The organism is Pseudomonas sp. FR229a (genome assembly GCF_030209115.1).
Lineage (GTDB): Bacteria > Pseudomonadota > Gammaproteobacteria > Pseudomonadales > Pseudomonadaceae > Aquipseudomonas > Aquipseudomonas moraviensis_A.
Map to the genome: position 1 here is coordinate 394,527 of NZ_JARVSP010000008.1, position 22,061 is coordinate 416,587.

At 61.4% G+C, this 22,061-nt stretch carries 20 protein-coding genes; 14 read left to right on the top strand and 6 right to left on the bottom strand.

The features are described 5' to 3' along the window. The first annotated feature begins 1 nt into the window (after window position 1). From gcvT to gcvP, 3 genes are all read left to right on the top strand, one after another. Window positions 2-1,084, top strand: coding sequence for a glycine cleavage system aminomethyltransferase GcvT (gcvT, locus tag QRN33_RS08440; protein WP_285407999.1), 1,083 nt, complete (start codon window positions 2-4; stop codon window positions 1,082-1,084). 47 nt (window positions 1,085-1,131) lie between these two features. Next, entirely contained in the window at window positions 1,132-1,515 is a 384-nt protein-coding gene (gene gcvH, locus QRN33_RS08445; RefSeq protein WP_024014734.1) for a glycine cleavage system protein GcvH, read from the top strand. A gap of 247 nt (window positions 1,516-1,762) precedes the next feature. Continuing rightward, window positions 1,763-4,636 carry an aminomethyl-transferring glycine dehydrogenase gene (gene gcvP / locus QRN33_RS08450; protein ID WP_285408002.1) on the top strand — a complete coding sequence of 958 codons (2,874 nt, stop codon included), beginning with the start codon at window positions 1,763-1,765 and terminating at the stop codon, window positions 4,634-4,636. Window positions 4,637-4,812: 176 nt separating this feature from the next. Here gcvP and QRN33_RS08455 read toward each other — a convergent pair whose 3' ends face one another. The 3 genes from QRN33_RS08455 to QRN33_RS08465 form a co-directional block, all read right to left on the bottom strand. After that, window positions 4,813-5,133: a DUF2388 domain-containing protein gene (locus QRN33_RS08455; RefSeq protein WP_172667868.1), complete on the bottom strand. Its 321-nt coding sequence runs from the start codon at window positions 5,131-5,133 to the stop codon at window positions 4,813-4,815. A gap of 66 nt (window positions 5,134-5,199) precedes the next feature. Next, on the bottom strand, window positions 5,200-6,984 hold the full coding sequence (tfpB, locus tag QRN33_RS08460) for a type IV pilus assembly ATPase TfpB (RefSeq protein ID WP_285408004.1): 1,785 nt from the start codon (window positions 6,982-6,984) through the stop codon (window positions 5,200-5,202). Window positions 6,985-7,076: 92 nt separating this feature from the next. After that, a complete protein-coding gene (locus QRN33_RS08465) occupies window positions 7,077-7,415 on the bottom strand; it encodes an ACT-like domain-containing protein (RefSeq protein ID WP_285408006.1) in 339 nt (112 codons plus the stop codon). A 126-nt stretch (window positions 7,416-7,541) separates the two neighbouring features. Between QRN33_RS08465 and QRN33_RS08470 the strand changes: the two genes are divergently transcribed. Next, the gene (locus QRN33_RS08470) at window positions 7,542-8,006 is read left to right on the top strand and encodes an Lrp/AsnC family transcriptional regulator (protein WP_042607067.1); all 465 of its coding nucleotides are present in this window, start codon (window positions 7,542-7,544) and stop codon (window positions 8,004-8,006) included. 120 nt (window positions 8,007-8,126) lie between these two features. Here the strand turns inward: QRN33_RS08470 and QRN33_RS08475 are convergent, their stop codons facing one another. Continuing rightward, window positions 8,127-9,497: a CYTH domain-containing protein gene (locus QRN33_RS08475; RefSeq protein WP_285408008.1), complete on the bottom strand. Its 1,371-nt coding sequence runs from the start codon at window positions 9,495-9,497 to the stop codon at window positions 8,127-8,129. Window positions 9,498-9,653: 156 nt separating this feature from the next. Between QRN33_RS08475 and argE the strand changes: the two genes are divergently transcribed. Together argE and argA are read left to right on the top strand one after the other, a co-directional pair. Continuing rightward, a complete protein-coding gene (argE, locus tag QRN33_RS08480; protein WP_042607066.1) occupies window positions 9,654-10,811 on the top strand; it encodes an acetylornithine deacetylase in 1,158 nt (385 codons plus the stop codon). Window positions 10,812-11,085: 274 nt separating this feature from the next. Further along, window positions 11,086-12,387, top strand: a complete 1,302-nt coding sequence (gene argA / locus QRN33_RS08485) for an amino-acid N-acetyltransferase (RefSeq protein ID WP_285408010.1) — start codon at window positions 11,086-11,088, stop codon at window positions 12,385-12,387. A 99-nt stretch (window positions 12,388-12,486) separates the two neighbouring features. Here argA and tauA read toward each other — a convergent pair whose 3' ends face one another. After that, the gene (gene tauA, locus QRN33_RS08490; protein WP_123417769.1) at window positions 12,487-13,476 is read right to left on the bottom strand and encodes a taurine ABC transporter substrate-binding protein; all 990 of its coding nucleotides are present in this window, start codon (window positions 13,474-13,476) and stop codon (window positions 12,487-12,489) included. A 364-nt stretch (window positions 13,477-13,840) separates the two neighbouring features. Between tauA and QRN33_RS08495 the strand changes: the two genes are divergently transcribed. From QRN33_RS08495 to QRN33_RS08530, 8 genes are all read left to right on the top strand, one after another. Further along, entirely contained in the window at window positions 13,841-15,184 is a 1,344-nt protein-coding gene (locus QRN33_RS08495; RefSeq protein WP_064364696.1) for an OprD family porin, read from the top strand. A 291-nt stretch (window positions 15,185-15,475) separates the two neighbouring features. Then, window positions 15,476-16,114 (top strand): peroxiredoxin, encoded by a 639-nt coding sequence (locus QRN33_RS08500; protein WP_024014725.1) that lies wholly within the window; start codon window positions 15,476-15,478, stop codon window positions 16,112-16,114. 315 nt (window positions 16,115-16,429) lie between these two features. Beyond that, the gene (gene ssuE / locus QRN33_RS08505; RefSeq protein ID WP_042607062.1) at window positions 16,430-17,023 is read left to right on the top strand and encodes an NADPH-dependent FMN reductase; all 594 of its coding nucleotides are present in this window, start codon (window positions 16,430-16,432) and stop codon (window positions 17,021-17,023) included. A gap of 89 nt (window positions 17,024-17,112) precedes the next feature. Continuing rightward, window positions 17,113-18,087 carry a sulfonate ABC transporter substrate-binding protein gene (locus QRN33_RS08510; protein ID WP_285408014.1) on the top strand — a complete coding sequence of 325 codons (975 nt, stop codon included), beginning with the start codon at window positions 17,113-17,115 and terminating at the stop codon, window positions 18,085-18,087. Window positions 18,088-18,112: 25 nt separating this feature from the next. Continuing rightward, window positions 18,113-19,261, top strand: a complete 1,149-nt coding sequence (ssuD, locus tag QRN33_RS08515; RefSeq protein WP_016772653.1) for an FMNH2-dependent alkanesulfonate monooxygenase — start codon at window positions 18,113-18,115, stop codon at window positions 19,259-19,261. Window positions 19,262-19,270: 9 nt separating this feature from the next. Beyond that, window positions 19,271-20,053 carry an aliphatic sulfonate ABC transporter permease SsuC gene (gene ssuC / locus QRN33_RS08520; protein ID WP_011336451.1) on the top strand — a complete coding sequence of 261 codons (783 nt, stop codon included), beginning with the start codon at window positions 19,271-19,273 and terminating at the stop codon, window positions 20,051-20,053. Further along, complete coding sequence (ssuB, locus tag QRN33_RS08525; RefSeq protein WP_042607060.1) at window positions 20,050-20,856, top strand: aliphatic sulfonates ABC transporter ATP-binding protein; 807 nt, start codon at window positions 20,050-20,052, stop codon at window positions 20,854-20,856. The genes ssuC and ssuB overlap by 4 nt, the downstream gene beginning before the upstream one ends. Window positions 20,857-20,962: 106 nt before the next feature. Beyond that, window positions 20,963-21,178 (top strand): TOBE domain-containing protein, encoded by a 216-nt coding sequence (locus QRN33_RS08530; RefSeq protein WP_003229256.1) that lies wholly within the window; start codon window positions 20,963-20,965, stop codon window positions 21,176-21,178. 161 nt (window positions 21,179-21,339) lie between these two features. Here the strand turns inward: QRN33_RS08530 and QRN33_RS08535 are convergent, their stop codons facing one another. Continuing rightward, window positions 21,340-21,972, bottom strand: a complete 633-nt coding sequence (locus tag QRN33_RS08535; RefSeq protein ID WP_116659289.1) for a TetR/AcrR family transcriptional regulator — start codon at window positions 21,970-21,972, stop codon at window positions 21,340-21,342. Window positions 21,973-22,061 lie beyond the last annotated feature (89 nt).

A 22,061-nucleotide genomic window follows, 5' to 3' on the forward strand; every position in this document is an offset into this window, starting at 1 on the left:
CATGGGACAGCGTACGCCTCTGTATGACCTGCACCTCGCGCTCGGCGCGAAGATGGTCGATTTTGGCGGTTGGGACATGCCACTGCATTACGGCTCGCAGGTCGAGGAGCACCACGAAGTGCGCCGCGATTGCGGGGTGTTCGATGTTTCCCACATGACCGTGATCGATGTCACCGGTGCCCAGGCCAAGGCCTGGCTCCAGCATCTGCTGGCCAATGATGTCGAGCGCCTGCAGCACCCCGGCCGGGCGTTGTACAGCACCATGCTCAACGAGCGTGGCGGCATCGTCGACGACATGATCGTCTACCGCCTCGACGACGCTTACCGGCTGGTGTTCAACGCCTCTACCCGCGATCAGGATCTGGCCTGGATGAACGCCCAGCTCGGTGCTTACGACGTGCAACTGCACGAGCGCTCCGAGCTGGCGATGCTTGCCATCCAGGGCCCGCAGGCCCGGCACAAGATCGCCGAACTGGTGACTCAGTCCCGCGCCACGCTGATCCAGCAACTCAAACCTTTCGAAGGCGCCATCGACGGCGACTGGTTCATCGCGCGCACCGGTTACACCGGCGAGGATGGTCTGGAGATCTGCCTGCCGGCGAATCAGGCGCCGGGTTTTTTCAACGACCTGGTCGGCGCCGGCATTTCGCCGATCGGCCTCGGCGCCCGCGACACCTTGCGCGTCGAGGCCGGGATGAACCTCTACGGTCAGGACATCCACCTGGACGTTTCGCCGCTGGCCTCGAACATGGCCTGGAGCATCGCCTGGGAACCGGCCTCGCGTCAGTTCATCGGCCGCGCGGCGCTGGAGGCGGAAAAAGCCGCCGGCGTGGCCCACAAACTGGTCGGTCTGGTGCTCGAAGAACGCGGGGTTCTGCGCGCTCACCAAGTGGTCCGCATCGCCGATGTTGGCGAAGGGGAGATCACCAGTGGTAGTTTCTCTCCTACGCTGAGCAAATCGATTGCCCTGGCGCGTGTGCCGATGGCAACTGCCGACCGCGCCGAAGTGGAAATCCGTGGCAAGTGGTACCCGGTACGAGTGGTCAAACCGACCTTCGTACGCCATGGCAAAACCTTGATCTAACCTTTTCTGGCGGGCATGACCGCTGACCAATTTCCGAGGAACCGAAGATGAGCGATATCCCTGCCGAACTGCGTTTTGCCGAAAGTCATGAATGGGCGCGTCTGGAAGCTGACGGCACCGTCACCGTGGGCATCAGCGATCACGCGCAGGAAGCGCTGGGCGACGTAGTGTTCGTCGAGCTGACCGAAGTCGGCAAGGTGTTCGCCGCCGGTGACCAGTCCGGCGTGGTCGAGTCGGTAAAAGCCGCCTCCGACATCTACGCCCCGGTCAGCGGCGAAGTCATCGCGATCAACGAAGAGCTGGGTGGCTCGCCCGAGCTGCTGAACTCCGACCCGTACGGCGCGTGGATCTTCAAGCTCAAGCCAAGCGACAAGGCCGAGCTGGACAAGCTGCTGGATGCGGCGGCTTACAAGGCTGCCATCGGCGAGTAACCTGCCGGCATGACCCAAAGCCCCGATTCGTCGGGGCTTTTTTATGGGCGATGCAAATCCACTGTAGGAGTGAGCCTGCTCGCGATAGCGGTCTGTCAGTTCATTTTCGGTGGCTGACCCACCGCTATCGCGAGCAGGCTCACTCCTACAAGGGGATGCGGTGTCCAGAAAAATGGGTTGTCACGCAGGCTGCTATGCTGGTTTGACCGTGTCGATTGACGCCAAGCCCCAGCCAGGAGAGCCCGTCATGCCCCAGTCGCCGTCCCTGAGCCAGTTACGCGATCCCGAAGCCTTTCTGCGCCGTCACCTCGGCCCGGATGCTGCCGAGCAGCAGGCGATGCTCGACAGCCTGGGCCTGGGCAGTCGCGCCGAGCTGATCGAGCAGACCGTGCCCCCGGGCATTCGCTTCAATCGCGCACTGGATCTGCCGCCGGCCCTCGACGAGCAAGCTGCGCTGGAGAAACTGCGCGGTTACGCCGAGCAGAATCTGCTGTTCACCAGCCTGATCGGCATGGGCTACCACGGCACCGTCACGCCAACCGTGATCTTGCGCAACGTGCTGGAAAATCCCGGCTGGTACACCGCGTATACCCCATACCAACCCGAGATCGCCCAAGGCCGGCTCGAGGCGCTGCTGAATTTTCAGCAACTGACCATCGACCTCACCGGCCTGGAGCTGGCCAATGCCTCGCTGCTCGATGAGGCCACCGCTGCCGCCGAAGCCATGGCCCTGGCCAAGCGCGTGGCGAAGTCGAAGAGCAATGCGTTTTTCGTCGATGAAAACTGTCATCCGCAAACCCTCTCCGTGGTGCACACCCGCGCCGAAGGTTTCGGTTTCGAGCTGATCGTCGACGCGGTGGATAACCTGGCGCAGCACGAGGTATTCGGCGCGTTGCTGCAATACCCCGACACCCACGGCGAAATCCGCGATCTGAAACCGCTGATCGATCACCTGCACGCGCAGCAGGCCCTGGCCTGCGTTGCCACTGACCTGCTCAGCCTGCTGGTGCTGACGCCGCCGGGTGAGTTGGGTGCCGATGTGGTGTTTGGTTCGTCCCAGCGTTTTGGCGTGCCAATGGGTTATGGCGGCCCCCACGCGGCGTTCTTCGCCAGCCGCGAAGAGTACAAGAGGGCGATTCCGGGAAGGATCATCGGCGTGTCGAAGGATGCTCGCGGCAACGTCGCGCTGCGCATGGCCCTGCAGACTCGCGAGCAACATATCCGCCGCGAGAAGGCTAACTCGAACATCTGCACGGCACAGGTGCTGCTGGCGAATATCGCCAGTTGCTATGCGGTGTATCACGGCCCCGAGGGCTTGAAGCGTATCGCCCAGCGCGTGCATCGTCTGACCTGCATCCTCGCGGCTGGACTTGAGCGCAACGGCATCAAACGGCTCAACGCCCAGTTCTTCGACACGCTGACCCTGGAAGTCGGCGGCGCACAAACGGCGATCATCGAAAGCGCTCAGGCAGCGCAGATCAACCTGCGCATTCTCGGTCGCGGCCGCGTCGGTCTGAGTCTGGACGAGACCTGTGATGAACACACCGTGGCGAAACTGTTCGATGTGCTGCTCGGTGCCGATCATGGCTTGAGCGTCGACGCGCTGGATGCCGAAGACATCGCCTCGGGAATTCCAAGTGAGCTCCAGCGCAGCACGCCGTACCTGCGCCATCCAGTATTCAATGCGCACCACAGCGAAACCGAGATGCTGCGTTACCTCAAACAACTGGAAAACAAGGATCTGGCGCTCAACCAGTCGATGATTCCCCTCGGCTCCTGCACGATGAAACTCAACGCCACCAGCGAGATGATCCCGATCACCTGGCCGCAGTTCGCCAATCTGCATCCCTTCGTGCCGAGAGAGCAGGCCGCCGGTTACACGCTGATGATCGAAGAGCTTGAGCGTTGGCTGTGTGCAATTACCGGTTTCGATGCGATCTGCATGCAGCCCAACTCCGGCGCCCAAGGCGAGTACGCAGGCTTGCTGGCAATTCGCAAATATCACGAGAGCCGGCGCGAGGGCATGCGGGAGATCTGCCTGATTCCGTCGTCGGCCCACGGCACCAATCCGGCTTCGGCGCAGATGGCCGGGATGCGCGTGGTCATTGTCGAGTGCGATGAGGCGGGCAACGTTGATCTGGACGACTTGAAGCTGAAAGCCGCCGAGGCCGGGAATAAGTTGTCGTGTCTGATGGCGACCTATCCATCGACCCATGGCGTGTACGAGGAAGGCATCAGCGAAATCTGCGCAGTGATTCACCAGCACGGCGGCCAGGTGTACATGGATGGCGCCAATCTCAATGCCCAGGTTGGTCTCGCCCGTCCAGCGGACATCGGCGCCGACGTGTCACACATGAACCTGCACAAGACCTTCTGCATTCCCCATGGCGGCGGCGGGCCGGGCATGGGCCCGATCGGCGTTCGCGTGCATCTGGCGCCCTTCGTCGCTAACCACCCGGTGGTGCCGATTGACGGGCCACTGGCGCAGAACGGCGCAGTCAGCGCAGCACCGTGGGGCAGTGCGAGCATTTTGCCGATCAGTTGGATGTACATCGCCATGATGGGTCCGCAACTGGCGGATGCCAGCGAGGTGGCGATTCTGGCGGCGAACTATCTGGCGCAGCATTTATCCGGCGCGTTCCCGGTGCTGTATACCGGGCGCAATGGCCGCGTGGCGCATGAATGCATTCTTGATCTGCGACCACTGAAGGCGCAGACCGGCATCAGTGAGGAAGACGTGGCCAAGCGTCTGATGGATTACGGTTTCCACGCGCCGACCATGTCTTTTCCGGTGCCCGGGACGTTAATGGTCGAGCCGACCGAGAGCGAATCCAAGGCGGAACTCGACCGGTTCATCGCGGCGATGCTGAGCATTCGCGCCGAGATCAACGAGGTGCAGAAGGGCAACTGGTCGGCCGAAGACAACCCGCTCAAACGCGCCCCGCATACGCTGGCCGATGTCACTGGGATCTGGGAGCGGCCCTACAGCCTCGAACAGGCCATCACCCCGGATGCGCACACCCGAGCCCACAAGTACTGGCCGGCAGTGAATCGGGTGGATAACGTTTACGGCGATCGCAATCTGTATTGCGCCTGTGTGCCGGTGGATGATTATCGCTGATACATAGGTGAACACAGTTCCCCTGTAGGAGTGAGCCTGCTCGCGATAGCGGTGAATCAGTCACCGGAGAATTTGCCTGATACACCGCTATCGCGAGCAGGCTCACTCCTACAAGGGATTGTGGTGGAGCTGAAATTTGGGCAAAAAAATGCCGCTCGATCGAGCGGCATTTTTTGTTACTCGGAAGCCACGGCGTTCTTCGCCAGGATCGCGTTCGCCAGTTCCATGTCCGAGGCTTGCAGGCCCGGGTTGTCGGCGCGGACTTTCTGCATCGCTGCTTCCAGGTACGGGCCACGGATGCCGCCGTCGCTGGCGACGAAGCTGCCGGCGTCGTCCTGGGCGGCGACGATCAGCTTGTGATCCTTGAAGGTCAGGTAGGTCGAACCGGTGGTGGCGCCGGAGGAGATGACGTTACGCCAAAAGCTGTCCGCCATGGCCGAACCAACGGGAAGCGACAGCAGGGCCAAGGTGGCGACAGCAAGTTTGAGACGCATGATGGGGTGACTCCTGGGGATTGACTACGGCGTTGGATCGGCGATCCATCGATCCAGTTCCGTGGCGACTTATTTCAACTCACTTTGTGGCGTCACCCGCAGCACTTCCTCCACCGTGGTCAGGCCCGCGGCGACCTTCTGCGCGCCGGACAGGCGCAGGCTGCGCATGCCTTCCTTGAAGGCCTGACGCCGAATCGCGGTGAGGTCGGTGTCCGGGGTGATCAGCGCTTTCAGGCTGTCGCTCAGTTGCATGATTTCGTAGACCCCGGCGCGGCCGCGATAGCCGGTGTCGCGGCATTCCAGGCAACCGATCGCCCGTTGCGCATGGCTCGGCAGCGGCGCCTGCCATGGCCGGGTGAGGGTTTGCCAATCTTCCTCTTCGAGCGTCAGCGGCGCCTTGCAGTGCGGGCACAACGTGCGCACCAGCCGCTGGGCCATGACCCCCAGCACGGTCGCCTTGATCAGGTAATGCGGCACGCCGAGTTCGAGCAAACGGCTGATGGCGCTTGGCGCATCGTTGGTGTGCAGGGTGGACAAGACCAGGTGCCCGGTGAGCGCGGCCTGAATCGCCATTTCCGCGGTTTCCAGATCGCGGATCTCGCCGATCATGATGATGTCCGGGTCCTGTCGCATCAGCGCGCGCACCCCGGAGGCGAAGCTCAGCTCGATGTTGTGCTGCACCTGCATCTGATTGAAGGCCGGCTCGACCATTTCGATCGGGTCTTCGATGGTGCAGAGGTTGACCTCCGGCGTCGCCAGTTTTTTCAGCGTGGTGTAGAGGGTGGTGGTCTTGCCCGAACCGGTCGGCCCGGTGACCAGAATGATGCCGTTGGGCTGGCGGGTCATGTCCTGCCAGCGCCGCAGGTCTTCGGCGCTGAAACCCAACTGGTCGAAATTCTTCAGCAGCACTTCCGGGTCGAAAATCCGCATGACCATTTTTTCGCCGAACGCCGTCGGCAGGGTCGACAGACGCAATTCCACTTCGCCGCCATCCGGGGTCTTGGTCTTGACCCGGCCATCCTGGGGTTTGCGCTTTTCCGCGACGTTCATGCGACCGAGGCTTTTCAGGCGACTGACAATTGCCATGGTCACCTGCGGCGGGAATTGATAGACGTTGTGCAACACGCCGTCGATGCGAAAGCGCACGGTGCCATGCTCGCGGCGCGGTTCGATGTGGATGTCACTGGCGCGCTGCTGGAAGGCGTACTGGAACAGCCAGTCGACGATGTTGACGATGTGTGCGTCGTTGGCGTCCGGCTCCTGGTCGCTGGCGCCGAGATTGAGCAGTTGTTCGAAGTTGCCGAGATTGCCGCCCTGCGCGTCGGCATTGCTGGCGCCGCTGACCGATTTGGCCAGACGAAAGAACTCGACGCTGAAGCGCTGGATATCCACCGGATTGGCCACGACCCGTTTGATCGGCAACTTCAATACGTGGGTCAGATCGGCTTCCCATCCGTTGACGTAAGGCTGGGCGCTGGCCACGGTCACCGCATCACGGTCCACGGCGACGGCGAGAATCCTGTGCCGTTGCGCGAAGGCATAGGACATCAGCGGTGTGATCGCTGCGACGTTGATTTTCAACGGATCGATGCGCAAGTACGGCTGGCCGGCCTGTTGTGCCAGCCACAGGGTCAGGCTTTCCAGATCCAGATATTTGCCTGGCCGGCTGAGGTCGTCGAGTTGTTGGCTGGCGATGAACTCCAGCGGATGCATCTGCCCGTGAGCAGCATGGCGACGGCGGGCATTGAGCGCCTGTTCCGCCGCGTCCTGGCAGATGAAGCCTTGGGCGACCAGTTCACGCAGTACATCGTTGAGGTCCAGCCAGCGGTCCTGAGTGACAAATTGAACGGACATGTGGCTTTCCTTTTTAAGCGTCATGCCCAAAAGGATAGTCGTGGCGCTGCTGACCGTTGGGCCACTACCCGACGAAGCCGTTGCCGGATCTGTCAGCTGGCGGCTTGCACGGGCGCCTGCCATGCCGCGTCGACGTTGTGCAGATCCACCGAGCAGACGCTGATCAGGTTGCGCAGTTTTTCCGCGATCACCTGCGCGCGATGCCAGCTCAGGCCGCTCATCAGCAGATCGATCGACAGCAGGTCGTCCAGCCGCTGCACGTTGACCTGCTCCGGGGTCAGGAACTGCAAGGCGAACAGATTCAATACCCGCACCAACAGATCCGGCTCGGCCTCGGCGAGGATTTGGTATTGCGCCAGGCAGTGCGCGTTACTGATGTTCCAGACATCGGCGCGGGTGGCGGGGCTGTTCACGGCTTCAAGGTGCGGCATGGCGAGTCTCCAGAGGTACTGGAGAAATTTTTACATTCGGCGCGGGGTATTTCTTGGCTATGATCGGCCCTTGACGGGATTTATTGAAATCTACAATTCGTTAAAACTGATCTTTGAGGATTTTTTATGCACAGCGAGCTGGATGGCTACGATCGCAAGATCCTCGCCTTGCTGCAGCAAGACGCCTCGCTGTCTAGCGCGCAGATCGCCGAGCAGGTGGGCCTGTCGCAATCGCCGTGCTGGCGGCGGATCCAGCGGATGAAGGAGGAGGGCATCATTCGCGGGCAGGTGACCTTGCTGGATCGCAAGAAGATCGGCCTGAACACGCAAATCTTCGCCGAGATCAAACTCAACGCCCACGGCCGGTCGAACTTCACCGAATTCACCGAGGCGATTCGCGGCTTTCCGGAAGTGCTGGAGTGTTATGTGCTGATGGGTGCCGTGGACTTCATGTTGCGCATCGTTGCGGCGGACATCGAGGCGTACGAGCGGTTCTTCTTCGAGAAGCTGTCGCTGGTGCCGGGGATACAGGAAGTGAATTCGATCGTGGCGCTGTCGGAGATCAAGTCCACCACCAGCCTCCCGGTCTGATAGCAATTGTGGCGAGGGAGCTTGCTCCCGCTGGAGGCCGGAGGACTCCCTGTTCCTGCGGACGCAGGTTTCGGGGCCGCTTCGCAGCCCAGCGGGAGCAAGCTCCCTCGCCACAACGGGCTACATGCGCAGGAGGATCTTCCAGGCGCGGTTCTGGTACACCGCAATCGCCTGATGCTTACGCGCATCGAGCAGTTCGTCGGTGATGGTCGGCTCGTTGGCCAGTTGCGCCAGTTTGTTCAGTTCACCGTAGAGGCGATCCATTTCCGGAATGTCCAGCACGTTGCGCGCGTGGTGCAGCCAGACCTGAATGCGCTCGATGCGCGGCAGTTGCTCGGCGAGATCTTCCGGCTGCTGCTGGTAGCGCTGCAACTGCAGAGCGGTGGCTTCTTCGCCCAGCAGACGCGGCAACCAGCTGTGCAGTTGCGCGTCCCCCTGACGGTTGCCGCGAGTGTTGCGGTCGGCGGTCCAGGTACGGGCCAGCAGCCAGCGCGAGGCGTTCAGCGAGAACTGACCCCAGCGTGGGTCTTCCAGCTCTTCGAGGAACTGCTCAGGCGCGGCTTTGCGCACGTCTTCGTCTTCGATGCCGACCTGCACCAGCGGGCGCCAGTCTTCCAGCAAGGCATCAAGGGCGACGCGCAGGTCGTGGGTCGACTGACGCGGTGCCGCTTGACCGAGGCTGCTGAGCAGGGCGCGCATTTCCGCGAGGTTCTCGACCCAGTCCTGCAGCAGGCGCCAGTGGCCGTTGAAGCGATATTGTTCGGCCAGACGCTGGCTGCTGCCGAGCAGGTGCCAGCTCAGCGCGGCGAAGCCGTCGTCGAGACGGGTTTCGGTGGTCAGCTGCGGCGCTGGCAGGCTCAGCGAGTAGCTGTTGGCGTCGTGCAGGCGATAACCGCGTTCGGCCTTGCTGATATCGCACGGCATCAGTGCCAGGGTCTCGGCCAGTTCAGCAGCCAGTTCCAACAGCGCGGCGGGCTCGCCTTCGCGCAGCTCCAGTTCCAGTTCGCAGATCTCTTCCTTCTGCTTGCCGACCACCACGTGACCGAGATCCAGTGCGGCCTCGATGACCACTTTGGTCTTGCCACGACCCCAGGCGATTTCAGCGCGCTCGCGGACGAAATCAGTGGTAAAGATCGGCTTGAGGGTTTTCTTGTCCAGCTCGGCCAGCGCCTCGGGCCAGCATTCGCCGTCGAGTTTCTTCACGTCGAGCTTGGCTTTCGGGAGCTTCCAGTCGTACTCGTTACGCTCGGACAGACCGGCGACGCTCTGGCCACGGGTCTTGAGGGTCTGAATCACTTCGTCACCGTCCTTGCGCAGGCGCAGGGCGACTTTGGCCTGGGCCAGATCGCGCTCGGGGGTGTCGAAATACTGGTTCATCAACTCACGGCGTTCCCAGCCACTTTTGTTGCGTTTCTTCAGCAGCGGGTGCTCGCGCAGGGCAGCGAGGGTTTCGCGGCTGACGCGGAGTTTGATTTCGGTTTCTTTTTGCATGGCCGGAACATCCAGAATCGGGAGCGCAGCCGGGGGAATGTGTGGCTGCCAAGGCCGTGCAGTGTACAGGAGTCAAACTTCCTACGCCCTGCGGCGGTTTATTCCGCGCGCCGGATGGTTCTATAGTGGGCCTCAATCCGGGACCTGGAGTCAGTGATGCCATTGCCGTCCATGCAAGACCAGTTCGCCGCGCTGATTGCCGCGCCATCGGTCAGTTGTACCCAACCGAGCCTCGATCAATCCAACCGCGCCGTCATCGATCTGCTGGCGGGTTGGCTGGGTGACCTGGGTTTCAGCTGCGATATCCAGCAGGTCAGCCCCGGCAAATTCAATCTGCTCGCCAGTTTTGGCAGTGGTCCCGGCGGCCTGGTGCTGGCCGGGCACAGCGACACGGTGCCCTACGACGACGCGTTGTGGCAGACCGACCCGCTGAAGCTCACCGAAGTCGATGGCCGCTGGGTAGGGCTGGGCAGTTGTGACATGAAGGGCTTCTTCGCGCTGATCATCGAAGCCGTGCAGCCGCTGCTCGAGCAACCGTTCAAACAACCGCTGCTGATTCTCGCCACCTGCGACGAAGAAAGCTCGATGTCCGGCGCCCGCGCGCTGGCCGAGGCCGGGCAACCGCTGGGCCGCGCGGCGGTGATCGGCGAGCCGACCGGGCTCAAGCCGATCCGCATGCACAAAGGCATCATGATGGAGCGCATCGACATCCTCGGGCAGAGCGGTCACTCCTCGGATCCGCGCCTGGGCCACAGTGCCCTTGAAGCGATGCACGATGCCATCGGCGAACTGCGCGGCCTGCGCCTGTTGTGGCAGCGCGAATTCAGCAATCCACAATTCAGCGTGCCGCAACCGACGATGAACTTCGGCTGCATTCATGGCGGCGACAACCCCAATCGCATCTGCGGCCAGTGTTCGCTGGAATTCGACCTGCGGCCGCTGCCGGGCATGGACCCGAACGTGCTGCGCGCGGAAATCCTGCGCAAGCTCAACCCGGTGGCCGAGCGGCACAAGGTGAAAATCGATTACAAACCGCTGTTCCCGGAAGTGCCGCCGTTCGAGCAGGCCGAGGATGCCGAACTGGTGCGCATCGCCGAAAAGCTCACCGGTCATCGTGCCGAAGCAGTAGCGTTCGGCACCGAAGCGCCTTATCTTCAGCGCCTCGGCTGCGAAACCATTGTGCTTGGCCCCGGCGACATCGCCTGCGCGCATCAACCGGGCGAGTACCTTGAAATGTCACGTTTGCAGCCTACCGTGCATCTGATTCGGCAGTTGATTGAACATTACTGCCTGAGCCCGGACAAACTTGTGTGAGTGAATGCTGTACCTGTAGGAGTGAGCCTGCTCGCGATAGCGGTGAGTCAGTCACCGAAGATATTGACTGAAATTCCCCTATCGCGAGCAGGCTCACTCCTACAGGGGAGTTGTGTTTTGTCTGACCGAACCCGGTAAATTGCCTGCACCCCAACCCGTATTCATGAGGAGAGCGCGCGTGTCGCCAAGCCTGTTCCGACGATAACCATCAGCCCGCTGTGCGTTTTTCGTTTCGCCCCTTTTTTCGGCTGCTCTTTATTACAGGCCCAGGTTCATGCCCGAATACGTCAATTGGCTCCGCCACGCGTCTCCCTACATCAATGCCCACCGCGATTGCACCTTCGTCGTCATGCTTCCCGGCGACGGCGTCGAGCATCCGAATTTCGGCAATATCGTCCACGACCTGGTCTTGCTGCACAGCCTCGGCGTGCGTCTGGTGCTGGTGCACGGTTCGCGCCCGCAGATCGAAACCCGCCTCGCCGCCCGTGGCCTGACCCCGCATTACCATCACGGCATGCGCATCACCGATGCCGCGACTCTGGAATGTGTGATCGATGCGGTCGGCCATTTGCGTATCGCCATCGAAGCGCGGCTGTCGATGGACATGGCCTCTTCGCCGATGCAGGGCTCACGCTTGCGCGTGGCCAGCGGCAACCTCGTCACGGCGCGGCCGATCGGCGTGCTGGAAGGCGTCGACTATCACCACACCGGCGAAGTGCGTCGGGTTGACCGCAAGGGCATCAACCGCCTGCTCGACGAGCGTTCGATCGTGCTGCTGTCGCCGTTGGGCTACTCGCCGACCGGTGAAATCTTCAACCTTGCTTGCGAAGACGTCGCCACCCGCGCCGCGATTGATCTGGGCGCGGACAAGCTGCTGTTGTTCGGCGCCGAGCTCGGCCTGATCGACGAGGACGGCAAACTGGTGCGCGAACTGCGCCCGCAACAGGTGCCGGCGCATCTGCAGCGCCTGGGCATGAGCAACTATCAAGCGGAGTTGCTCGATGCCGCCGCCGAGGCCTGCCGTGGCGGCGTGGCGCGCAGCCATATCGTCAGTTACGCCGAAGACGGCGCGCTGCTGACCGAACTGTTCACCCGTGACGGTGGCGGTACGCTGGTCGCGCAAGAGCAATTCGAGCTGGCGCGCGAGGCGGCGATTGAAGACGTCGGTGGCCTGCTCGACCTGATCAGTCCGCTGGAAGAGCAGGGCATTCTGGTGCGCCGTTCGCGTGAAGTGCTGGAACGCGAGATCGAGCAGTTCAGCGTGGTCGAGCGTGAAGGGATGATCATTGCTTGTGCGGCGCTGTATCAGATTGCCGATTCCGATGCGGGCGAGCTGGCGTGTCTGGCGGTGAATCCGGAATACCGCCATGGCGGCCGCGGCGACGAATTGCTTGAGCGCATCGAAACCCGGGCGCGGGCGCAGGGTTTGAAAACCCTGTTCGTGCTCACCACCCGCACCGCGCACTGGTTCCGTGAGCGCGGGTTCGAGCCGAGCAGCGTCGAACGCCTGCCAGCGGCGCGGGCGTCGCTGTACAACTATCAGCGCAATTCGAAGATTTTCGAAAAAACTCTGTAAAACCGTGTCGCTCCATTCGCGAGCAGGTCGAATCGTCGCACCGTCGCTCCCACAGGAAAGCGCATTCCAGTGTGGGAGCGAGCTTGCTCGCGAAGCTTTTTACTGGGTGATGAATTTCGCGCTGACGTAAGGCGAGTAATCCGGCAGCACCGTCTCGACCTTGCCCTGTTCTTTCAGGAATTTCGCCGTTTCAGCAATGGCCTTCGCGGTGCCGCCGTCCAGCAGCGCCGTGGTTTGCTGCGCCTTGGCATCCGGAAATGCCGAACCGGCCAGCAGTTCCGGCACATCCGCCGCGTTGGCACCAGTCAGTTTGGCGATTTTCTGCACAGGCACCGAGTCGGCTGTCCAGCTGTCCTTGTGCGCGGCGTAATCAGCGAAGGAGTCCAGGGTGACCTTGGCGAATTTCGCCACGACCTCGGGATGCTTCTCGGCAAAATCCTTGCGCGCGACCCACACCTCGAAGGTCGGCGCACCCCACTGGCCGACTTGTGCGGCGTCGGTCAGGGTCTTGCCGGTCTTGCGAATCTCGCCCAGCGCCGGAGACCAGACAAACGCCCCGTCAATGTCGCCACGCTTCCACGCGGCGGCGATTTCCGCCGGTTGCAGATTGACCACTTTGACTTGCGAAGTATTCAGGCCCCAGTGCTTCAGCGCCCCGAGGAGACTGTAGTGCGAGGTCGATACGAACGGCGTGGCGATGGTCTTGCCGACCAGATCCTGCGGCTTGTCGATGCCGCTGCCGTTGCGCACCACCAAAGCTTCGGCGGCGTTGATCTGCGCCGAAACGATGAACGCCACAATCGGCAGATTACGTGAGGCCGCCGCAGCCAAAGGGCTCGAGCCGAGGTTGCCGATCTGCACGTCGCCGGAGGCGATGGCTGTCACTACTTCCGGGCCGCTGTTAAAGCGGCGCCAGTCGATCTTCTCGCCAATGGTTTTCTCATAGACGCCGTCGGCCTGCGGCACCTTGCTCGGGTCGATGCCGGTTTGGTAGCCGACAGTCAGACCGGCGGCCTGTGCGGAAAAACAAAACAGTGCCGACACACAAACTGTAACAAATTGACTTGATAGTGCGCGTTTCGCCATGATGCGTCGCCTTTTCGATGGGATTTGCCGTGTTGGGAGTACGGCAAAGCTAATCGATCTAAAAAAAGGTCAACAAATACCATTTAGGAATGAGCTTAGGCGCCGATACGCTGTTTCCCAGCGCGGATGGCCATTAATGGGCCATATACCTGAATGGTATGAAAAAGAATGAATAAATTCTTTTTGGGATTATCAGGAAGTCTTTACGCTGCAGGGACCAAATCACTTGCGATTAGACGATGGTCGTAGACATACAAGGTTACGATTGACTTGGCAGTCACGGTCTGGCGCTAATCGCGAATCTTAGGATTCAGGGCAAATCGACCCCGAACCAGGAACACAAGAATTAGAACGAGAGGAGCGATACATGAACAAGTCCACCTTGGCCCTGGCTGTGGCCGTTGGGGTTATGGCGCAGCAGGCAGGCGCCGCCGGTTTCATCGAAGACAGCAAGGCTACTCTGGGTCTGCGCAACTTCTACATCAACACTGACAACCGTGACGGCGCTGGCGCCAACAAGAACGAAGAATGGGGCCAGGGCTTCGATCTGCGTTTCATCTCCGGTTACACCCAAGGCACCGTAGGTTTCGGTCTCGACGCCATCGGCCTGCTGGGCATCCGTCTTGATTCGGGCGGCGGCACCAACGGCAACAGCGGCACCGCTTACGGCGGCACCGTGTTCCCGAGCGAGTCCAACGGCAAGGCCGTGGACAACTTCTCCAGCCTGGGCCTGACTGCCAAAGCCAAGATCTCCCAGACTGAACTGAAGCTCGGTACCCTGCAGCCAAAACTGCCGGTGATCGTGACCAACGATGGTCGTCTGCTGCCACAAACCTGGCAGGGTGGCCAGATCACTTCCGGCGAGATCAAGGACCTGACCCTGGTCGGCGGTCAGATCGAAGCGGTAAAAGGTCGTAACTCCAGCAACAACGAAAACCTCTCGATCGGTGGTGCCAACTCCCGTGGCACGGCTTTCCGTGACAGCAACAAGTTCATCTACGCCGGCGGTGACTACAAGATCACCAAAGACCTGACTGCCCAGTACTACTACGGCAACCTGGAAGATTTCTACAAGCAGCACTTCCTCGGTCTGGTGCACAACTGGTCGATCGGCCCGGGCGTGTTGAAATCCGATCTGCGTTACTTCAACAGTTCCGATGACGGCAAGAACGGTACTGACTCGGCTTACTACAGCTCGGGTAACTACACCGGTTTCCGTAACGGCCGTGGTGAAGTCGACAACAACCTGTACAGCGGCCTGTTCCTGTACACCGTTGCCGGTCACACCTTCGGTGGCGGTTACCAGGTTTCCAACGGCAGCAGCGACTTCCCTTGGCTGAACCAGGGTGACGGTTCGTCGAACTACACCATCACCGACATGCAGATCCAGAAGTTCGGCCGCGCCGGTGAGAAAACCTGGCAGGCTCGCTACTCCTATGACTTCGCCAAGGTCGGCGTACCTGGCCTGACGGCGGGTGTGGTCTACCTCAAAGGCGACAGCATCGACACCGTTGGTACCAACGGCCGTGAAAACGCTTCGAACCGCTCCGAGTGGGAACGCGACTTCACCATCGGTTACGTAGTACCGGAAGGCCCGTTCAAGAACGTCGGCCTGATGTGGAAAAACGCTGTATGGCGCACCGACCTGCCGAACACCCGTTCGCAGGACGAAAACCGCCTGATCGTCAGCTACTCGATCCCGCTGCTGTAATCACACGGCTCGATTCGCAGACAAAAAAAGCCCCGTCCGGCATCGCGCCGGACGGGGCTTTTGCGTTTCGAGTCAGGCTCACCCCCGTAAGCCCTTCTCGATTCCCTCTTTGCTGCAACTCAAGGCCTTCTCGAACCTTGCGTGCGATGTTCGTCGCGATGCGGGCCAGTGTCCAATGAACAGATGTTTAATATTCATTAATGATCTAGATATCTAGTTATTTATTCTTTTTCACACTGATCGATCCCGAGCTACAGTTGTTGTCTCCCATCCCTCATCAGGAGCAGCACCATGAGCCTCAGACTCGGCGACATCGCCCCCGATTTCGAACAGGATTCCAGCGCCGGCAAGATTCGTTTCCACGAATGGCTGGGCGATAGCTGGGGCGTGCTGTTTTCCCATCCGGCGGATTTCACCCCGGTGTGCACCACCGAGCTGGGTTTCACCGCCAAGCTCAAGGATGAATTCAGCCAGCGCGGCGTAAAAGCCATCGCGCTGTCGGTCGACCCGGTGGACTCGCACCACAAGTGGATCGAAGACATCAACGAAACCCAGAACACTATCGTCAATTTCCCGATCCTCGCCGATGCCGATCGCAAGGTCTCCGATCTCTACGATCTGATCCACCCGAATGCCAACGACACCCTGACCGTGCGTTCACTGTTCGTGATCGACCCGAACAAGAAGATCCGCCTGACCATCACCTATCCGGCAAGCACCGGGCGCAACTTCCACGAGATCCTGCGGGTGATCGACTCGCTGCAGCTCACCGACAACTACAAGGTGGCCACCCCGGCCAACTGGCAGGACGGTGAAGAAGTGGTGATTGTGCCGTCGCTCAAGGACGAAGACGAGATCAAGCAGCGCTTCCCGAAAGGCTATCGCGCGGTGAAGCCTTACCTGCGCCTGACGCCGCAACCGAACAAATGAGATTTGCTGTGTAGCCGCCACCGCCTTCGCGAGCAGGCTCGCTCCCACATTTGCAATGCGATCCTCTGTGGGAGCGAGCCTGCTCGCGAAGGCGCCAGCTTAGGTAACTAAGAATCCGGAACCACAAAGCAGGGGATTTCCGGCCGTTTCGACGGCCTTTTTTTTCGCCTGGATTCTGCTTGGCGCTATATCTCTTAAATGCATAACCAAATGAATAAATATGATTTATGGATATATAAATCAGCTGGTAAGGTCACTGCCATTGAAGCGAGATCGCAGCCTGCGAATCGCCTGTAACGCTTAAAGGAATCTGCAATGCTGGTCGTCTCACTCGGTGGCAGCCCCAGCCTGCGCTCCCGTTCCGGAGTGCTGCTGGAGCGTTCGCAACGCTGGTTGCAACAGCAAGGGGTGGAAGTGGTGAGTTATCAGGTACGGGACTTCCCGGCCGAGGATCTGCTCCATGCCCGCTTCGACAGCCCGAAGGTCCTCGACCTGCTGCAACAGATTGAAAACGCCGATGGCCTGCTGATCGCCACCCCGGTGTACAAGGCCTCGTTTTCCGGAGCGCTGAAGACCCTGCTGGATCTGCTCCCCGAGCGTGCCCTGAACCACAAGATCGTCTTGCCGATGGCCACCGGCGGCAGCATCGCCCACATGCTGGTGGTCGATTACGCCCTCAAGCCTGTGCTGTCGGCACTCAAAGCCCAGGAAATGCTCCAGGGCATTTTCGCCGAGGACAGCCAGATCGCTTACGGCGAAGGCAGTGCCGCCGCGCAACTGGCGCCGGCCCTGGAGCAACGCTTGCACGAGGCGCTGGACCAGTTCATTGGCGCCATGGCGCGTCGGCCGAAACCGCTGGAGCCGGGCCTGTTGAACGAACGTTTGTTGAGTGCTCGCTGGAGCATTTAAGCCTCACCGGAATTTGAAGTACTGGCCTTACTCGCCCGCCAACGGGCAAGCAGGTGCAGCCAAAACCCAACAGCAAAAAGGAGAGCGCTATGCGCACTGTATTTTTGCGTCGTGGTCTGGTCGCTCTGTTTGCTGCGGCTGTGTCCTTCGGCGCCATCACTCAAGCTCAAGCCGAGACATTGCGGATCGGTTATCAGAAGTACGGCACGCTGGTGCTGCTCAAAGCCAAAGGCACCCTGGAAAAACGTCTGGCGGCGCAAGGCGTCGACGTGCAATGGACCGAATTCCCCGGCGGCCCACAACTGCTGGAAGGCCTCAACGTCGGCTCGATCGACTTTGGCGTGACCGGCGAAACCCCACCGGTTTTCGCTCAGGCTGCCGGCGCTGATCTGCTCTACGTCGCCTACGAACCGCCAGCGCCGAACAGCGAAGCGATCCTCGTGCCGAAGGACTCGCCGATCAAATCGGTGGCCGATCTCAAGGGCAAGAAAGTCGCCCTGAACAAAGGCTCCAACGTCCACTACCTGCTGGTGCGTGCGCTGCAAGACGCCGGCCTCAAGTACAGCGACATTCAGACGGTGTTCCTGCCACCGGCCGATGCCCGCGCTGCGTTCGAGCGTGGCAGTGTCGACGCCTGGGTCATCTGGGACCCGTACCAGGCCGCTGCCGAGAAACAACTGCAAGCGCACACCCTGCGCGACGGCAAAGGCATCGTCGACAACCACCAGTTCTATCTGGCGACCAAACCCTACGCGCAGAAAAATCCCGAGGTGATCAAGACCCTCGTCGAAGAAGTGCGCGCGGTTGGTGAATGGTCCAAAGCCAATCCCGAAGACGTGACCCAGCAGGTCGCGCCGCTGCTCGGCCTGCCGGCGGACATCACCCTGACCTCGGTGAAACGCCAGGGCTACGGGGCGCTGTTCCTGACCCCGGAAGTGGTCGCCGCGCAACAGAAAATCGCCGACACGTTCTTCCAGCTCAAGCTGATTCCCAAGCCGTTGAGCATCAAGGATGTGATCTGGACCCCGCCGGCCGCTGTGGCCCAAAGCTCACAAGCCGAGTAATTCGAATCTACAAGGAGACCACTCCATGAGCCTCAATATCTTCTGGTTCCTGCCTACCCACGGCGACGGCCATTACCTTGGCACCGCCGAAGGCGCCCGCGCGGTTGATCACGGTTACCTGCAACAGGTCGCGCAAGCGGCGGATCGTCTGGGTTTCGGCGGGGTGCTGATTCCCACCGGGCGTTCCTGCGAAGACTCATGGCTGGTCGCGGCCTCGCTGATTCCGGTGACTCAGCGTCTGAAATTCCTCGTCGCCCTGCGCCCCGGGATCATTTCCCCGACGGTCGCGGCGCGCCAGGCCGCCACGCTTGATCGTCTGTCCGGCGGGCGTGCGCTGTTCAATCTGGTCACCGGTGGTGACCCGGAAGAACTGGCCGGTGACGGGCTGTTCCTCAACCATGAAGAACGCTATCAGGCCTCGGTGGAATTCACCCGCATCTGGCGCCGCGTGCTGGAAGGCGAAACCGTCGATTATGACGGCGAGCACATCAGCGTGAAGGGCGCCAAGCTGCTCTATCCGCCGATCCAGCAACCGCGTCCGCCGCTGTATTTCGGCGGTTCCTCGGAAGCGGCGCAGGATCTGGCCGCCGAGCAAGTGGAGATGGTTCTGACCTGGGGCGAGCCGCCAGCAGCGGTGGCCGAGAAGATTGCCCAGGTTCGCGCCAAGGCCGCCAAGCTCGGGCGCACCGTGCGCTTCGGCATTCGTCTGCATGTGATCGTCCGTGAAACCAACGCCGAAGCCTGGCAAGCGGCGGATCGCCTGATCTCGCATCTGGACGACGACACCATCCAGCGTGCTCAGGCCTCGCTGGCGCGCTTCGATTCGGTCGGCCAGCAACGCATGGCCGCGCTGCACGGTGGCAGCCGCGACAACCTCGAAGTCAGCCCGAACCTCTGGGCCGGCGTCGGTCTGGTGCGCGGCGGTGCCGGAACCGCGCTGGTCGGTGACGGCCCGACCGTGGCGGCGCGGGTCAAGGAATACGCGGATCTGGGCATCGACACCTTCATCTTCTCCGGTTATCCACACCTCGAAGAATCGTATCGGGTGGCCGAGCTGCTGTTCCCACACCTCGACGTCGAGCGCCCGGAACTGCCGAAAAGCGCCGGTTATGTCAGCCCGTTCGGTGAGATGGTCGCCAACGACATCCTGCCCAAAGCCGCGTCGCAGAGCTGAGGCGCGGCCATGAAGAAATTTATCCACAGCCTCGCGCCTTGGGCGTTGCCGGTGTTGCTGCTGGCGGTGTGGCAGTTGTCGGTGTCGGCGGGCTGGTTGTCGACGCGGATTCTGCCGGCACCGGTGGCGGTGATCGAGGCCGGCGTCAGTCTGGTACGCAGCGGCGAGATCTGGACACACCTGGCGATCAGCGGCTGGCGCGCGGCGCTCGGTTTCACCATTGGCGGCAGCATCGGCCTGGTATTGGGCTTCATCACCGGCCTGTCGAAGTGGGGCGAACGCCTGCTCGACAGTTCGGTGCAGATGATCCGCAACGTGCCGCATCTGGCGCTGATTCCGCTGGTGATCTTGTGGTTCGGCATCGATGAGTCGGCGAAGATTTTTCTGGTGGCGCTGGGCACGTTGTTCCCGATCTACCTCAACACGTATCACGGCATCCGTAACGTCGACCCGGCGCTGGTGGAGATGGCGCGCAGTTATGGTCTGAGCGGTTTCAGCCTGTTCTGGCAGGTGATTCTGCCGGGGGCGCTGCCGTCGATTCTGGTTGGCGTGCGCTTCGCTTTGGGCTTTATGTGGCTGACGCTGATCGTCGCCGAAACCATCTCGGCCAGCTCCGGCATTGGCTACCTGGCGATGAATGCCCGTGAGTTTTTGCAGACCGACGTGGTGGTGCTGGCGATCCTGCTTTACGCGGTGCTCGGCAAACTTGCCGACCTTGCCGCTCGTGGACTTGAACGCGTGTGGCTGCGCTGGCACCCGGCCTATCAGGTTGCCAAGGGAGGTGCGGCATGACTGCTCAACAACCTCCACGCCTGTTGCGCGGGATTCCACTGGCGGTGCGCAACCTGCAAAAAACCTTCGGCGCGCGCCAGGTGCTGCGCGACATCGATCTGCACATTCCGGCGGGGCAATTCGTCGCCGTGGTCGGGCGTAGCGGTTGTGGCAAGAGCACGTTTTTGCGCTTGCTCGCCGGCCTCGACCAGCCGACTGGCGGCGAGCTGCTCGCCGGCTCCGCGCCGCTCAGCCAGGCACGCGACGACACGCGATTGATGTTCCAGGAAGCGCGACTGCTGCCGTGGAAAAGGATCATCGACAACGTCGGACTCGGGCTTAAAGGCAACTGGCGTCCGAAGGCTCTTGAAGCATTGGACGCGGTTGGCCTGGCAGATCGCGCCAATGAATGGCCGGCGGCGTTGTCGGGTGGGCAGAAGCAGCGGGTTGCACTGGCCCGCGCACTGATCCATCAGCCGCGTCTGCTGCTGCTCGACGAACCGCTCGGTGCACTGGATGCGCTGACCCGCATTGAGATGCAGCAATTGATCGAGCGTCTCTGGCAGCAACACGGTTTCACCGTGCTGCTAGTGACCCACGACGTCAGCGAAGCGGTGGCGATTGCCGACCGGGTGATTCTGATCGAGGACGGCGAAGTCGGCCTCGACCTGCACGTCGAGCTGCCGCGCCCTCGGGTGCGTGGCTCGCATCGCCTCGCCGCGCTGGAAACCGAAGTGCTCAACCGTGTTCTGTCCCTGCCCGGTGAACCGCCGGCGCCGGAACCCGTTTCACCCCTGCCTACGCAACTGCGTTGGGCGCAATGAAGCAGCTGCGAGCTTCAAGCTACAAGCTACAAGTAGAAGCGCTGAGCTTTTGCTTGCCGCTTGAAGCTTGCCGCTTGCCGCTCATTTCGATCCTAGGAGAAATGCTATGACTATCAAAGCCATCAACGTGCGCAACCAGTTCAAAGGCTCGATCAAGGAAATCGTCCTCGGCGACGTGCTGTCGGAAATCGACGTGCAGACCGCTTCGGGCATCGTCACTTCGGTGATCACCACCCGTTCGGTCAAGGAGCTGGAACTGGTGGTCGGCAGCGAGGTGATCGCCTTTGTGAAATCCACCGAGGTGTCGATCGCCAAGTTGTAAGCCGGTGAACAAAAAACAACCCCGGAGGGTGTGAGCCCTTCGGGGTTTTTTGTGCCTGGCTTGAAATCCGCGGCGCGACTTTCGCGAGCAGGCTCGCTCCCACAGGGGAGCGCATTTCAAATGTGGGAGCGAGCCTGCTCGCGAAGGGGTCGGTGCATGCGCTAGGGATTTCTCTTCGGCAGGTACGTCGGTAGATACAGGCCGATATAGGCATCAAACACGCGCATCCCTTCCTCGGCCATGCGCGGGGTGATCTGCCCGTGCTGCTGCACCGAGCGAGCATACACCCGGTCGCCCAGTTCCATGGCCAGGGCAAACACATCGACATCGTCCGGCAGTCTCGGCAACTCGAAATGCTGGTCGAACAATTTGTGCATCAGGTCGCCCAGTTCCAGATCGTGCTGGCGGTCAGCCTGGGTCACTTCGGTCAGGCCATGTTGCGCCAGAATCAATTGCCGTGCGGCGGCATCCTGATCGTAGATCTCGAGCATGCGCTGTTCGACCAGTCGCGACAGATCTCGCCAGTCGCGCAAAGCATCATGATCGATCGGCGCTTGCAGGCAGGCGCGGAAGGCCGCGTGGACATCGGCGGTCAGCGCTTCGAGCAGCGCCGGGACGCTGGCGAAAAAGTGATACACGGAAGAGGGCGGAATCTGCGCGCGCTCGGCGACGCTGTAGATCGACAGGCTGGCCACGCCCTCGGCGGCGAGCAGCGTGCGCGCGGCGTCGAGTATCGAATCGATCCGCGCCTGACTGCGGGCACGGGGTTTGCGAACGGTGGCGGGACGCGTCATGGAAGTCTCCTGCGGGGCAGCGGGCATTGTACGCGGAGCGCCCATCCCGAATGCAATACGATCCCTGTGGCAAGCTCCCTCGCCACAAA

Coding starts and splice junctions, on each gene's coding strand:
- argA (WP_285408010.1), top strand. CDS start 11,086: ATGCCCGAATACGTCAATTGGCTCCGCCACGCGTCTCCCTACATCAAT.
- argE (WP_042607066.1), top strand. CDS start 9,654: ATGCCATTGCCGTCCATGCAAGACCAGTTCGCCGCGCTGATTGCCGCG.
- tfpB (WP_285408004.1), bottom strand. CDS start 6,984: ATGTCCGTTCAATTTGTCACTCAGGACCGCTGGCTGGACCTCAACGAT.
- QRN33_RS08465 (WP_285408006.1), bottom strand. CDS start 7,415: ATGCCGCACCTTGAAGCCGTGAACAGCCCCGCCACCCGCGCCGATGTC.
- gcvT (WP_285407999.1), top strand. CDS start 2: ATGGGACAGCGTACGCCTCTGTATGACCTGCACCTCGCGCTCGGCGCG.
- QRN33_RS08475 (WP_285408008.1), bottom strand. CDS start 9,497: ATGCAAAAAGAAACCGAAATCAAACTCCGCGTCAGCCGCGAAACCCTC.
- QRN33_RS08510 (WP_285408014.1), top strand. CDS start 17,113: ATGCGCACTGTATTTTTGCGTCGTGGTCTGGTCGCTCTGTTTGCTGCG.
- ssuE (WP_042607062.1), top strand. CDS start 16,430: ATGCTGGTCGTCTCACTCGGTGGCAGCCCCAGCCTGCGCTCCCGTTCC.
- QRN33_RS08495 (WP_064364696.1), top strand. CDS start 13,841: ATGAACAAGTCCACCTTGGCCCTGGCTGTGGCCGTTGGGGTTATGGCG.
- ssuB (WP_042607060.1), top strand. CDS start 20,050: ATGACTGCTCAACAACCTCCACGCCTGTTGCGCGGGATTCCACTGGCG.
- QRN33_RS08470 (WP_042607067.1), top strand. CDS start 7,542: ATGCACAGCGAGCTGGATGGCTACGATCGCAAGATCCTCGCCTTGCTG.
- gcvP (WP_285408002.1), top strand. CDS start 1,763: ATGCCCCAGTCGCCGTCCCTGAGCCAGTTACGCGATCCCGAAGCCTTT.
- ssuD (WP_016772653.1), top strand. CDS start 18,113: ATGAGCCTCAATATCTTCTGGTTCCTGCCTACCCACGGCGACGGCCAT.
- QRN33_RS08535 (WP_116659289.1), bottom strand. CDS start 21,972: ATGACGCGTCCCGCCACCGTTCGCAAACCCCGTGCCCGCAGTCAGGCG.
- QRN33_RS08500 (WP_024014725.1), top strand. CDS start 15,476: ATGAGCCTCAGACTCGGCGACATCGCCCCCGATTTCGAACAGGATTCC.
- ssuC (WP_011336451.1), top strand. CDS start 19,271: ATGAAGAAATTTATCCACAGCCTCGCGCCTTGGGCGTTGCCGGTGTTG.
- gcvH (WP_024014734.1), top strand. CDS start 1,132: ATGAGCGATATCCCTGCCGAACTGCGTTTTGCCGAAAGTCATGAATGG.
- QRN33_RS08530 (WP_003229256.1), top strand. CDS start 20,963: ATGACTATCAAAGCCATCAACGTGCGCAACCAGTTCAAAGGCTCGATC.